Source organism: Shewanella denitrificans OS217 (assembly GCF_000013765.1).
GTDB classification, from domain to species: Bacteria; Pseudomonadota; Gammaproteobacteria; order Enterobacterales; family Shewanellaceae; genus Shewanella; species Shewanella denitrificans.
The window spans coordinates 1,525,352-1,538,951 of the sequence record NC_007954.1 but is presented as its reverse complement, the minus strand read 5'-3'; the positions used below and the strand labels follow the sequence as shown (position 1 = coordinate 1,538,951).

12 protein-coding genes are annotated in these 13,600 nt (G+C 43.8%); all 12 read right to left on the bottom strand.

Going from position 1 to position 13,600, the window contains the following annotated elements:
- Positions 1-20: 20 nt before the first annotated feature.
- The 12 genes from fliD to flgE all read right to left on the bottom strand — a co-directional run bounded on the left by fliD (position 21) and on the right by flgE (position 13,564).
- The gene (fliD, locus tag SDEN_RS06860; RefSeq protein ID WP_011495762.1) at positions 21-1,385 is read right to left on the bottom strand and encodes a flagellar filament capping protein FliD; all 1,365 of its coding nucleotides are present in this window, start codon (positions 1,383-1,385) and stop codon (positions 21-23) included.
- Between the two features lie 106 nt (positions 1,386-1,491).
- Positions 1,492-1,905, bottom strand: coding sequence for a flagellar protein FlaG (locus SDEN_RS06855; RefSeq protein WP_011495761.1), 414 nt, complete (start codon positions 1,903-1,905; stop codon positions 1,492-1,494).
- 198 nt (positions 1,906-2,103) lie between these two features.
- Positions 2,104-2,922 carry a flagellin gene (locus SDEN_RS06850; protein WP_011495760.1) on the bottom strand — a complete coding sequence of 273 codons (819 nt, stop codon included), beginning with the start codon at positions 2,920-2,922 and terminating at the stop codon, positions 2,104-2,106.
- Positions 2,923-3,493: 571 nt separating this feature from the next.
- Entirely contained in the window at positions 3,494-4,315 is an 822-nt protein-coding gene (locus SDEN_RS06845) for a flagellin (RefSeq protein ID WP_011495759.1), read from the bottom strand.
- Positions 4,316-4,405: 90 nt separating this feature from the next.
- A complete protein-coding gene (gene flgL, locus SDEN_RS06840) occupies positions 4,406-5,608 on the bottom strand; it encodes a flagellar hook-associated protein FlgL (RefSeq protein WP_011495758.1) in 1,203 nt (400 codons plus the stop codon).
- Positions 5,609-5,620: 12 nt separating this feature from the next.
- Positions 5,621-7,540 (bottom strand): flagellar hook-associated protein FlgK, encoded by a 1,920-nt coding sequence (gene flgK / locus SDEN_RS06835; RefSeq protein ID WP_011495757.1) that lies wholly within the window; start codon positions 7,538-7,540, stop codon positions 5,621-5,623.
- The gene (gene flgJ, locus SDEN_RS06830; RefSeq protein ID WP_011495756.1) at positions 7,540-8,643 is read right to left on the bottom strand and encodes a flagellar assembly peptidoglycan hydrolase FlgJ; all 1,104 of its coding nucleotides are present in this window, start codon (positions 8,641-8,643) and stop codon (positions 7,540-7,542) included. Before flgJ ends, flgK begins: the two co-directional genes overlap by 1 nt.
- 17 nt (positions 8,644-8,660) lie before the next feature.
- A complete protein-coding gene (locus SDEN_RS06825; protein WP_011495755.1) occupies positions 8,661-9,761 on the bottom strand; it encodes a flagellar basal body P-ring protein FlgI in 1,101 nt (366 codons plus the stop codon).
- A gap of 11 nt (positions 9,762-9,772) precedes the next feature.
- Complete coding sequence (gene flgH, locus SDEN_RS06820; protein ID WP_011495754.1) at positions 9,773-10,447, bottom strand: flagellar basal body L-ring protein FlgH; 675 nt, start codon at positions 10,445-10,447, stop codon at positions 9,773-9,775.
- A gap of 10 nt (positions 10,448-10,457) precedes the next feature.
- Positions 10,458-11,246, bottom strand: coding sequence for a flagellar basal-body rod protein FlgG (flgG, locus tag SDEN_RS06815; protein ID WP_011495753.1), 789 nt, complete (start codon positions 11,244-11,246; stop codon positions 10,458-10,460).
- 11 nt (positions 11,247-11,257) lie between these two features.
- The gene (gene flgF, locus SDEN_RS06810) at positions 11,258-12,001 is read right to left on the bottom strand and encodes a flagellar basal-body rod protein FlgF (RefSeq protein ID WP_011495752.1); all 744 of its coding nucleotides are present in this window, start codon (positions 11,999-12,001) and stop codon (positions 11,258-11,260) included.
- A 195-nt stretch (positions 12,002-12,196) separates the two neighbouring features.
- Positions 12,197-13,564 carry a flagellar hook protein FlgE gene (gene flgE / locus SDEN_RS06805; RefSeq protein WP_011495751.1) on the bottom strand — a complete coding sequence of 456 codons (1,368 nt, stop codon included), beginning with the start codon at positions 13,562-13,564 and terminating at the stop codon, positions 12,197-12,199.
- Between the last annotated feature and the right edge of the window lie 36 nt (positions 13,565-13,600).

Below are 13,600 nucleotides of genomic sequence, written 5' to 3'. Positions count from 1 at the left end.
CCTTAAATGCATTATGAATGCTAACGACGCACCAAACCAGGAAGAGACTTTAGTCTATCAGACAAGCCGGAGCTCTGTTGATTCAAACTACCAACAATAAGGTCCATTGCATTAAACTGCTTTGATAATCTTGCTTGGAGCTGCGTCATTTTAAGCGAAAATGCTTCTCGATCATCAGTAAGACGGGATTGAGATGCTGTATAGCTTTGGCTACGTCCATCAATAAGGCCACCGGCCTTAACATAGTTTTTTGTTAAATCAGCAAATCGATTCGCTATCCCAGTATCTTTAGTGGTGAATAATGATTGAATACCGTTCATATTCGTTTTAATAGAGGCTGCTAATTTAGTATCATCAATAGAAAGCTTACCGCTTCGATCGGTTTTTAATCCTATTTCATAAAGTGCAGTTTCACTACCATTGACTGTGACACGCTCACTGACCATTTTACGCAGCTGCGACTCCAAAGAACGTATCATTGAGTCACCTTGCAATGCGCCCGAGACTTTTGTTTTCGCATCATAGGAAGACAATTTATCAATAGAAGTTAATAAGGCATTATAAGAATCAACAAAACCTTTTATATTTTCTTTCACCGCTGAATCATCTTGACTAATTGATAAGGTTGTCGTCGAACTGAGATCGGCGGAAGTAAGCTTTAATGTCACCCCTTCTATAGCATTCACAACTTCATTCGTCTGTGAAGTGACTGCCTGGCCGTCTATGTGGAGAAGCGAGGTTTGTGCCGTTTGCAAAGTAGTAAGATTTGCACCACCAAACATGTCATTTAAACCTGTTCCAGTGGTATCAGTGGCGGTCAATGCTATTTGGTTATCAGGTCCCTCTTTACTAGCACTGAACACTAAACGACTACCACTATCGCTGGTGACTACCGTGGCAGTAACACCCGAGTTATCGCTGGCGGCATTAATATTAGATGCGATTTGACTTAACGAATCTGTGGCAGCTACGGCCACTGCGAAAGCTTTGCCGTTAACAGTAAATCCAAGGCTACCCTCCCCAACAGTTTGGGCACTGTCGGTAGTGAAGGAACCACCCACCTTATGCGCTTTCGCTAAGCGTTCTACTTGTACGGAATAGCTACCGCTCTGTGCAGATGAAGTTGAAGTGGCGGTCAAAAATTTACTGTCGCCAGTCGATATTTTCCGCTGACTTAATGTATCACTTGATTGAAGTTTTTTTAATGCATCTTGAAATTTTGAAATTTCACTTTTTAACGTGCCTATAGCCGACACCTTTGCCTTAATAGAATCTTCTGTTTTATTAAAAATTGCTTCTTTAGGAACTTTCTCGGCATCAACTAATACTTTGACTATATTACTGATGTCTAGTCCAGAACCAATACCTGTCGCCGTTAATGCCATAATAACCTCTACTAACTAAAATAATTCCTATTGGCCCTAGCCATAAAATAGGAGGAAAACGATACAATATCCAGATTAAGTTTTATCCAAAAATTTAATCTATGTTTCAAGCTTCAGTCTTTGTCAGTAATCCTGTAAATTCCGATAATTTTTCAGCTAAGTTGAGCGCTTCTTCGCTGGGAATTTGTCTTATCAAATCACCTGATGCGATATCCTTAACACTAATAACTTGCCGACCTGAATCATCATCAACTGAAAATGTCAAACCTTTGCGCATCAAAGAGAGCATGTCAGTCAACTCTTCTGCTATTTTATTCAGATCAGCCTCTGGTGCTAGCTTTTTTTCTGACTCTTCTAGTGTCGTGTTACTCACAGCTTGAATGCTAGAAATACGTGTTAACTCTGTTTTATCACTTTGTTGTGCCGCTAAAGGTGTTACATTTAGCTCTGTTTTAACAGTTTCAGATTTAACAACATCTATTTTTGCCGCCACATTAGCGGTACTTATACCTATATCCATCTCACACCTCTCAAACCAAAGCAACTAGACTAAATGCAGAGCTACTTACCAGTATAGTTCAGAGTTATTCCGTTATTAACCTTAACAACTCAATTACTCACAACCAATAGCTCTCAAGTAATATGTGGACCTTTAAGGCGAAAGGGAGATCCGTTTCCGAACCTCCCTTTATTCAGTCTATCTAAATGATGCCTCTGATTATAACAGTGACAGTGCTATCTGTGGTATTTGGTTAGCCTGAGCTAACATGGCAGAACCCGTTTGTTGTAACACTTGGTTTTTAGTCATCTGTGATGTTTCTTTAGCAAAATCCACATCGACAATACGGCTCTTAGCATCCGCGACGTTCGCTTGGGTGTTGGCACTATTACTAATGTTATGAGCAAGACGGTTTTGCACCGCACCTAAAGTAGCCCTTTGAGTATCAATAGTTTTAATGGCTGCATCAATTTTAGTAATCGCAGAGTTACGGCCCGCAGAAGTCAATACTGTTAAGGCATTAACAGACAAAGCCGTTGCATCTGTTTTCTTAACTTTGATGGTCACATCTTCACCTTCTTGATGTCCCACTTGGAACAATTTACCAGCAGAAAATGTTCCCGTCATTAATTTAGTGCTACCAAAAGCAGTGGTTGTACCGATAGAGGTAATCTCTAGTGCTAAATCATCCATTTCAGCTTTCAAAGCGGTTAAATCGTCAGCACTGTTCGAACCGTTTTCAGCTTGAAGTGCAAGATCACGCATACGTTGTAGCATGTTAGTTTGTTCTTGCATTGCACCTTCTGAAATCTGTGCAATCGATATGGCATCATTTGCGTTTCGCATACCGACTTCTAAACCACGAACCTGACTGTTCAAGCGGTTAGAAATTGCAAGACCTGCGGCATCATCTTTGGCGCCGTTAATACGCATACCACTAGATAAACGTTCCATCGAAGTAGCTAAACCACTATTTGAGATATTTAAATTTTTCTGTGCTTTCAACGATGTTACGTTGGTGTTTACTGTGATAGCCATAATTGATTCCTCTTTATGTACCTGGCTTTAAACTTCGCCTGTTTACTTCCAATTTAATGGTAGAAGTTAAGCCAGGCAGGTCATGTTTGTTACATTATTTGTAACGGCATGAGCCAACCTTTCTTGAGCTTTTTTTTTAACTCATTTTAAAAAAAATATTTACACACTAAAAAACAATAACTTACACTCTCCATTTATATACTTTAAAAACTATCGACGAACCAAATATGGGTACTTAGCAATGCATGGCACAGAATGTCTATAGCAATATTGGGCAATAAGTAAATAGAAAACCAAACTATCAGGCTCAAATGTTAAGGCGTAATGTAGCAAAAGACAGGAAAGTGCCTGGAAATTACACTAAAAATGTGACTAACGCGGCTGAAGGAAAAATGTGGGCATACTATGCGTTTTTCATTAACGACCATTTCGATACATTAAGCCAAAAGCTAATCAACGACTCTTAAGTTCTAACTAAGAGTATCTCACTTTCAACAAGCGACCTATCCACCTGCAACACAATTACAGGTGGATAAGAACTGGGAAGTTACAAGATTATGCTATATAAAGCCTAACCCAATAAAGACAATGCTATTTGGGGAAGTTGATTTGCTTGCGCTAGCATGGCTGAACCTGTTTGCTGTAGAACCTGATTCTTAGTCATCGTCGCAGTTTCTTTTGCAAAATCTACATCTACAATGCGACTTTTTGCATCTGCTACGTTAGCCTGAGTATTGGCACTGTTGCTGATATTATGTGACAGTCTATTTTGAACCGCACCTAATTCTGCTCTTTGTGTATCAATTTTTTTAATGGCTGCATCAATTTTAGTCAGAGCAGAATTTCGCCCCGCAGAGGTTAGTACTGTTAATGCTCCCACTGATAAGGACGTTGCATTGTTAGTGTTAACTTTAACAGTAACATCTTCCCCTTCTTGATGCCCTACTTGGAATAGTTTACCCGTCGAGAATGTTCCAGTCATTAGTTTGGTATTACCAAACGCAGTACTGTTACCTATTGCCGTTATTTCTGTAACCAACTGATCCATTTCAGCTTTTAATGCAGTTAAATCATCAGCACTATTAGCGCCGTTTTCCGATTGAATAGCTAGATCACGCATGCGTTGTAGCATATTAGTCTGCTCTTGCATCGCGCCTTCTGCAATCTGTGCAATTGAAATTGCATCATTGGCGTTTCGCATGCCCACATCCAAACCACGAACTTGTGAGTTCAAGCGGTTTGAAATGGCCAGACCAGCAGCATCATCTTTAGCACTATTAATTCTCAAGCCTGAAGACAATCTCTCCATCGAAGTAGCTAGACCACCACTTGATATATTCAGATTCTTCTGTGCTTTCATTGACGTTACGTTAGTATTAACTGTAATAGCCATGTTAATTTCCTCTTCCCAGTGTTGTTGCCAAGACTCGGAGCTTGGCTAATTGGTACAATTAAGTTGTTCGTATTCGACCGCTATCCTTCATCAAATAAAGTCGAATAAGGATGTCGACCCGACTTTACTGAATACACTCGATACTGCGTTAAGGGCCAGCTTCTGCTTTTCATATTCAGTAATCGCTGCAGAATAATCTAAGTCTTCTAACAGCGATAATGCGCTTTGGTTCACAATCTGCTCTTCATCATGACTTGCACTTATGCTTTCTAAACTTTTTAAACCAGTGCCAGTATTACTGCGAGCTATGCTGACTTGATTTTGACCACTATCAATATCATTCAACAATTGTGCCAACTTAGACTTCCCTTGTGGGCTATTTGCTGCACTGGGGTCTTCCAGCAAGGTTATCGCCTGATTAAGGCTATCAAAAATGCTAACCTCATTAAGAGGCTGCATGGTAAAGCTATCTCCAGAGACAGGTATGCCTGACAACTTCACTTCGATGCCATTAAAATTAACAGGAGTGTTTGCGTCAAAGTTAACCACTGTTGCGACAATTGCAGCCGAAGAATTCAACACCTGTAGATCAACACCGGGTGCATTGGGAATGAAATTAAATGTATAAGTATCAGGAACATGAGACCCTGCACTAACTATTTTCGCACTATCAACGGTGAAGTCCCCTTGCTGACTAGCCAGATAATTGACACCATAATCCCCCATAGCATTAGGTGCTTTCATAAAAGCACTATCCCCCGGCGCATTAATACCAATTTGCACTTGGGTAGACACATTGGATGTCCGTTGTCCACTGTCGCCGCTGTAAACCATTGCCCCTGATGTATCGAATGCAAAAGGTTTTGAGTTAATTTTAAAGCCCGAAAATAGATAATTTCCAGACTCATCTTGACTGTTTGCTATGGCTAACAACTCTTTCAAATTAGATTTCATTTCATCGGCAATTATTTGCCGATCGGCAGCAGTCAAACTGCCGTTAATACCTTGCAGAAATTGACCTCGCATTGTGGTCATCAAACTATCAGCACTTCCAAGTTTACTTTCTGCAATTGAAAGGTGATTTTTTGCATAATCAATATTCTTTATGTATTGACTCACTTGAACATTCTTTTGACTTAAGTTATCTATTGCTATCGAGGCGACGGGATCGTCCCCCGCAGTATTGACTCGCTTACCAGATGCCAACTGCTGAAGGGTTTTATTGGCCGCTGATTGATTATTTAGAATGCTCTTAGTATTTTGCTGGAACATTTGTCCGGTAGAAATTCTCATGATGTCATCCTCCTATCGAACTGAATTAAATAAAGTGTCAAAGATTTGCTGCGCCGTCGTCATAATGCGAGCTGAGGCTTGGTAAGCCTGCTGGAATTTCAGTAAATTCGCCGCTTCTTCATCTAAATTGACCCCCGACTCGCTTTGCACTCTGTCATAAGCCTGTTGGTAGACAGCGTCTGCTGAGCCTAGCGCCACTGCTGCCGATTTTGTCTTACCGCCAATACTCAGTTTTGTCTGCTCAAATACATCATTGAGGGTGGACGAGCCGCCATTCATTAATTTAGTTTCGGCTAATTTCCCCATGGCAACCGCATTGGTGTTGTCCCCTGGGGCAAAGGATAAATCGAAAGTGAATCTGTCCGTGGCCGCAGCGGTACTTTTCACTTCAAAGCTAAAACCAAATGCCGTAATAGTCGGTGCGACATAAGGTGTAACCCCTAGCGAGGCCCCCGTTGCATCGAAGGCTTCAAAAGTGCTTGCCGCAGTATTAATTTCAAAGGTGAGCTCTTGCCCTGTGACGGGGAAATTAGCGGCGCTGCGATTGCTCACCGACAACATTTTGACTTGGGTGTTACCTGAGTTGGCAGCATCTGCTGTGATGTTAGCGCTTGCTGCCGCTAAGCCTTTACTATCTGTCATCACGGTTTTAAGCCCAGCCGCTGCTCCGGCATTAGGCCTTATTTCAAAGCGATCGCCATTGGCAAATGCACCTGAATCGATATATATATGAAATCCATCACCGCCTTCAAGACGGCCTGCGCCCACGTTCAGTGTCAATGCTTGAACTTGGCCAGTTTTCTCATCAGTTAGTTCATAAGTGGCAGGGGCAGTATATTTAAGTTCATAATTACTGCCTGTTAACGCCGACACTGACTCAATATTGGCTCTTAGTTTGGCATTACCTGTATTTGTTGAGAACTCACCTACCCGGCCGGCAGACATACTGGCATCATTAATGTCAGTAAAAATCCGGCCGCCGACTTGCCCTGTTAAATCAAAACCATCTCGCTGTGCTTGATTAAAGGTATCGGCTATTCCTAAGGCTAATTGCCCCAGTTCTTGGCTGGCTGGAACTAAAGTGTTTTCAACAAAGTTGTACAGTGACGCAAGCTTACCGCCAATGCTGGATGGATCAACATTAAGAGATTGACTGCCCACTGTCGTCGTTAGCCGCGGCTCATTAGGAAATGGATCGCCCACTGTCGTGCCCATTTTCATCGACACTTCACCAGACACTAACATCACAGAGCCACCAAGCATGATGCTTTTAGCCCCTGTACTTAGAGGGATGACATTCACTTGAGCATATTCGCTCAATTCTTGAATGAGTTGATCTTGCCTGTCTAGCAACTGAGAATCCTTCTCACCGGACTTCATCAACTCTAAGTTAATGGTGCCAATCTCTTTGCTAATATCCGAAATTCGATTAGTGATGGCAGTAATTTGGCTATTCGTCTGCTTAATTTGACCGTCAAGATGGGTCTGCATCTGATTCATGCTTTTAGCAAGCTGCTCTGCTGAGTTTAATGCTGTGCCTCTTATGCCTATATCACTTGGGGTATTCGCAACTGAATCCATACTTGCAAACAGGCCATTTAAGCTTTCGGGGACTATTTTTCCGACTTTTGAATACAGCTGATCGAGTTCACTCACTTTATCGTAAGTGGCTTGCGCTTCGCCCTTGGCCGTCTGGCCTATACGTAATTCTCTGGCGGCATAATCGTTATATATTCTCTTTACATCTGAGACATAGGTGCCTGTACCGTAATAGTTACCGCCTAACATTTGCGGATCTGTGGTACCTTGCTGAGCAACCTGTCTGTGGTAACCTTCGGTGTTAGCATTGGCAATGTTATTACTGGTCACACCAAGCTGAGCTTGTGATGCCAATACGCCTGTGCGAGCAATATTGAGTAAGTTGATAGTCATTATTTATTCTCCCCTACTAACACAGACTTAAGTCCGTCAGTTACAGATTCCATGACTTGAAGCACCTTTTTGGCATAATGTGGATCTGTGGCATAACCCGCTTTTTGCAGTGCATGAATAAATTTAACCGGTTCACTGGCCACTTTACGGGCTTCTTGGTAGCGCTCACCATCTTCAAGAAATGACACGAAATCTTTAAAGCTCTGCTCCAAGTTATCGTACATACGAAAATCAGCCTTTTGCTTCACTGCTATGCCTTTCTCAAATTCTAAGGTGCTGACTGTGGTTTTATTACCCCCCCAGCGCTTATCAGCTTTGATATTGAATAAATTGTTACTTATGGTGCCATCATTGCGTCTTATCATTTTCTTGCCCCAGCCGGTTTCCAATGCTGATTGGGCTATCAATACTTCAGGGGTGGTACCTAAGGCTTTGGCGGCTTTTTCTGCATGGGGGTAAAGCATGGAAACAAAATGTTCAGGCCCAGTAAAAGCAGCATTAGCGGCAATATTTTTTGATTGTGGCAAGGACTTGCCGCTGGAGACTTCTCCCCTTAGCACCTGTTCAACCTGCTGTAACTGAGGTTGAGTACTTGCAGCGCTCTCAAAGGGTTTAACTTGCGCTGTTGAATTGGCGACATCATCCAAAGGAGACGCTAACGCATGATGAGATGATGCTATCTCATCCAAGGAAATCACCGGGGTACTGTTCAGGGTGTCCTTATCCACAAACATGCTTGGCGCGACTTTAGACTCCAGCCCCCCCCGCAGCACTGAAGCGGGCGTTATTGGGCTTTCATCGGGGGACAACTGCTGCACCATAAGATCGGCAAGACCCAGCATGCCTTTATTGGATAAATCGACCGACATTTGCTGATCGCGCATCTGCTCGAAAAACTCTGTGGTTTGACTGTTCATCGGACTGTCAGATTTAAAGGCGGCATTGGCATCACGCATGCTCTTCATTAGCATTTGGATAAAAATACCTTCGAACTGTTTAGCCGCCTCTCTAAGCGTGCCCTTCTCGTCTTTCTGAGCCTGAACACGGAGTGAATCCAGTCCCCCTAGATCCAGAAAGTGCGATGAATTTGACAGCTTTTCCATGATGACACCGACAAAAGTTAGATGATGATAAGTTCACCATGCAAAGCCCCTGCCATCTTTAACGCTTCTAGGATTGCTAATACATCTGATGGCGCTGCACCCACTAAGTTTACCGCTCTGACGAGCTCATCTAAGGTGGTGCCAGGACTGAACATAAACATGCGGCGATCCTGCTCTGCCACGTCAATAGTGCTATTGGCTGTAACTGCTGTTTCTCCCCCCGCCAAGGCATTGGGCTGAGTCACTTGTGTCGATTCAGCAATCGTTACCGTCAAGCCGCCATGGGTCACCGCAGCTGGCAGTAATTGCACATTCTGCCCAACCACTATGGTGCCAGTGCGTGAATTAACTATCACTTTGGCTGACTCGTCTGCAATGGTCACTTCGATATTTTCAAGGGTCGCTAAGTAAGACACCCGCTGGGATGCATCCCTTGGCGCACTGACTTGAATTGAGCTTGCATCTATGGCTTTTGCCATGCCAGGGCCTAACAAGTCATTGATGGCATCAACCATATTTTTAGCTGTAGAAAAGTCGGCGCGATGTAAATTAAACGTCAAATGATCGCCACTAGCAAAGGGACTTGGCACACTGCGTTCTATAATTGCGCCATTAGGAATACGTCCAACGGTTGGGGTATTCTGAATGACCCGCGAGCCATCTAACCCCTCAGCGCTAAAGCCACTGACCACTAAACTACCTTGGGCGATAGCATACACATTGCCATCCACACCTTTCATGAAGGTCTGTAATAATGTACCGCCACGTAAGCTCTTGGCTTCACCTAAACTGGAGACTGTGACGTCAAGATTTTGACCCGGTTTAATAAACGCCGGCATTTCAGCATGGACCGCCACAACGGCGACATTTTTAGAGTTGGGCCTGACTGAATCGGGTAAATTAATGCCAAAATTTTTCAACATGGTTCTAAAGGTTTGCTCTGTGTAACGGGTTTTCTCGCCCGTTCCAGGCAGGCCGACCACTAAGCCATAACCTATGAGTTGATTACTACGAACCCCCTGCACATTGGCCATGTCTTTAATACGCTGCGCCTGAATTGGCATGGATAGCATCATTGACGTTACGGCGGCCAAAAAGAATATCGACTTGATTTTCATGCTATACACTCCTAAAAGGGCCACCATTCACCGAGGAAAAATTGCCCAAGCCAACCCACTTTCTGTGCGTCAGCAAATGTCCCAGTGCCACTATATTGAATGCGCGCATTCGCAACTCGCACAGACTCTATGGTGTTATCGGGCTTAATATCTTGGCTACGAACTATGCCGGTCACCCGAATAAATTCATCGCCATTATTGATAGATATCCACTTTTCTCCGCGGATAACCAAGTTGCCATTACTCAGCACTTGCATTACGTTAGCCGAGATACTCCCCGCTAAACTGTTGCTTTGATCTGCGTCTGACTCTCGCTTTGTGTTGTAGGCATCCTTGTATTTAAGATCCAGTGGCACGCCCTTGATAGTGACATTGCCTCCCCCAGCAAACAGCGGGTCCATGCTCATATCTGAGCCTTTCTTAATGTCATTAGTGGCACTTTTTTTCGCTTGGGTCGATTCCATCAACACCACAGTAATAATGTCGCCAATTTTGTGAGCACGGATATCAGAGTACAAACTAGAGGCTTGCGAATCTAAGAAAATAGAGCCGGTCGCCGCCGTCTGTGTGGCCGGTGCATCCGGATACACAGGTGCATAGAAAGGATCATCAGGAATGGGCTTTCTCGGCGTAGAGCTACAAGCACTAAGCAGAGAAACCATAAGTAACATTATGTATTTATTCATAACATTTCCCCTACAAATTCTGATTAATATATGCAAGCATCTGATCAACGGCCGAAATAACTTTTGAATTCATTTCATAAATTCGCTGACTTTGGATCAAATTAACTAACTCTTCAGTGACATTCACATTGGAAGTCTCAAGAGCGCCTTGCCTAATAGCACCTAAGCCATCTAGAGAAGCGGTACCTTGAATGGGCGTACCACTGGCCCCGGTTTCCGTGTATAGATTCTGCCCAAGAGGATCAAGGCCCGATGGATTAATAAAGTCCGTCATTGTTATCTGGCCGATAACTTGGCTCTCTGCAGTTCCTGGGATTTTAACTGAGACTTCACCACCAGCAGATACCGTAATACCTGTGGCATTTTCCGGGATGGTAATCGCAGGTTGCAGCACGTAGCCAGAACCTGGCGTCACTATTTGCCCGGTATCATCCAAACTAAACTGACCATTTCGAGTGTACGCGGGTGTACCATCGGGTAACTGAACTTCAAAAAATCCTGGACCTTCAATCATTAAATCTAATGAGTTGTCCGTGGTCAGCATATTGCCTTGGCTAAACATTTTCTGTGTTGCCACGACTTTGGTACCCGCACCTATATTTAAACCATTAGGCAATTTGGTATTGTCGGCGCTGATCCCACCGGCTTGATTTACCGTTTGATAAAGTAAATCCTCAAACACAGCGCGGCTTTTCTTGTAACCAATGGTACTGGCATTCGCCACGTTGTTAGAAATAACTGAAATATCAGTTTGCTGGGCATCAAGGCCGGTTTTACTAATCCAGAGTGCGGGATGCATAATCTATACTCCTAACCAATTCGCATTAATGATGAAGACGCTTGATCGGTTTCTTCAGCCGTTTTCATCATCTTCACTTGCATTTCGTACTGACGTTGGATACTGATTAACGCCACCATTTCTTCAACTGGGTTGACATTGCTTGCTTCAATGGCACCACTTTCAACTTGCACGCTGGGATCTTTTGCCGCCACGTCCCCTGAGGTCAGGCGAAAAAGTCCATCTTCACCACGCATCATTTGTGAGTTATCAGGATTAACTAGCTTGATGCGAGCCACCTCTTCGATAACCTCCGCAGTGGCGCCTTGTGGTCGGATTGAAATGATCCCATCCGGTGATATTTGTAATTTATCAATGGGCAAAGGCAAGACGATAGGACCTGAATTGCCCATGACAGGGTTATTGCGGCTATTAAGTAGCAAACCCGTATTGTCAAATTTAAGTCCACCAGAGCGAGTGTAAGCTTCTGAACCATCGGGAGCCTGTACGGCTATCCAGCCATCACCTTTGACCGCGATATCAAGATCACGGCCGGTGGTTTTCAGGGCGCCAGCTTTAAAATCTGAGGTGGCTATTTCTGTCATCGCAAAGACACGAGAGGGCAAACCTTCACCAAAGGCCTGCATAGAGCGGGCCTGAGTTAAATCAGACTTAAAACCATCGGTGTTGGCGTTGGCCAAGTTATTGGCTCGTACCGCAAGTGCGCTCATGTTTTGTTTAGCGCCGCTCATGGCAACATAAAGAAATTTGTCCATCTGTTGCTCCGTCAAGTTTTTGCAGTGAAAGGGTGATAACAAGATAAAAGCAAACATTGTGCCAAGTTTAGGTTTTATTAAGAAAGCAGAGAAATAACAACTGAGGTTGGCTACAGAGAGCAGATGAGAAGACAATTAGAAAAAAAGAGCGACTCAGTGTCCTGAGCCGCTCCTAAAGTTAACCTCTGAATAAGGTTAGCGGATCTGCAGTATGGTTTGCTGCAAGGTATTATTCACTTCTAAGGTTCTCGAGTTCGCCTGAAAGTTACGCTGAGCAGAGATTAAATCTACAAGCTCTGTGGTCAAATCAACATTCGACTGCTCTAAAGCTGATGAACGAATGCTACCAAATGTGCCGCTATTAGCTTCACCCGCAAGCGCCGGGCCTGAATCTAAGCTGGCTTTCCAAGAGGTATTTCCCACCTGAGTCAACCCTTGCTCGTTGGCAAAACGCACTAAGGCTACTCGAGCTAGTGGCACTGTAGAGCCGTTACTGTACTTAGCGATCACCAGTCCATCGGAGCCAATGGAGACGTTAGTTAAGCGGCCAACTGTAGTGCCGTTTTGGGTAAGCTCTGTCACTTCAAAGTTTGATGAGTATTGAGTGGGGTTATTAAACGCGATACTCAGTGTTTGGGTACCATCGGCGCCTGGGCCTAAAATACCTGCGCCAGGTAACCCTAAGGCCTCAGTGGTTAGTACTGCTGGATCGCTGCCAGTATAGGCGCCTACATCATTAAACTTAAGCACAGATCCACGCCAGCCACCAGCCGTTTGAGCGAGCTGTGGCGTATCAGCGATACGATCGCCATCGGTATCTGTCTGATAGGTACCAACATCAGTCCCAGCAAGGTCAACCTGTTTACCATCTACAGCATAGAAGACAACCCAGTTACTTTCACCTGTATATGAGCCATTGGTGGGTTTCACAAAGTAGCTGGTCATAACATGAGATTCACCTAATGAATCAAACATAGTTACAGACGTTAACTTATTGAATGTTTTAGAATCTGTTGGATCGAATGCTGCTGGATCTAACACCTTGTCACCTGAGTTTAAATTCATCTGCATGCCAATAGAGCTTGTTTTTACCGGACTACCTGCAGTATCAGGTATTTTCACAGGTTTGGTGGTTGTTAAGCTCACTGAGGTTGAGCTACCAGTTTCATCCACTGGGAATGCTTGCAAAAAATTACCTGCCGAGTCCACCATGTAATTATTTGAATCAACTTTAAATGCACCAGCTCGTGAAAAAGATTGATCTTGAGAGGTATCGATATTGGCAGAAGTGACAAAAAAGCCACCACCACTAATCGCCAAATCTAATGCATTACTGGTAAATTGCAGGCTGCCTTGAGAGAATTGCTGCGCCACTTGGGTCGTGGTTACCCCGCCACCCACTGCTGTCTTACCATTAGAGAAAATAGAATTAGCATAAACGTCAGCAAATTCTGCTCGCGACTCTTTAAAACCGATAGTGTTAACGTTCGCAATATTATTTGCTGTTGTATTTAAGTCTTTCTGCGCGGCAGCAATGCCACTGAGTGCAATGTTAAACGACATAATTCACCTCTTACCTAATTCTGTACCACTAACGAC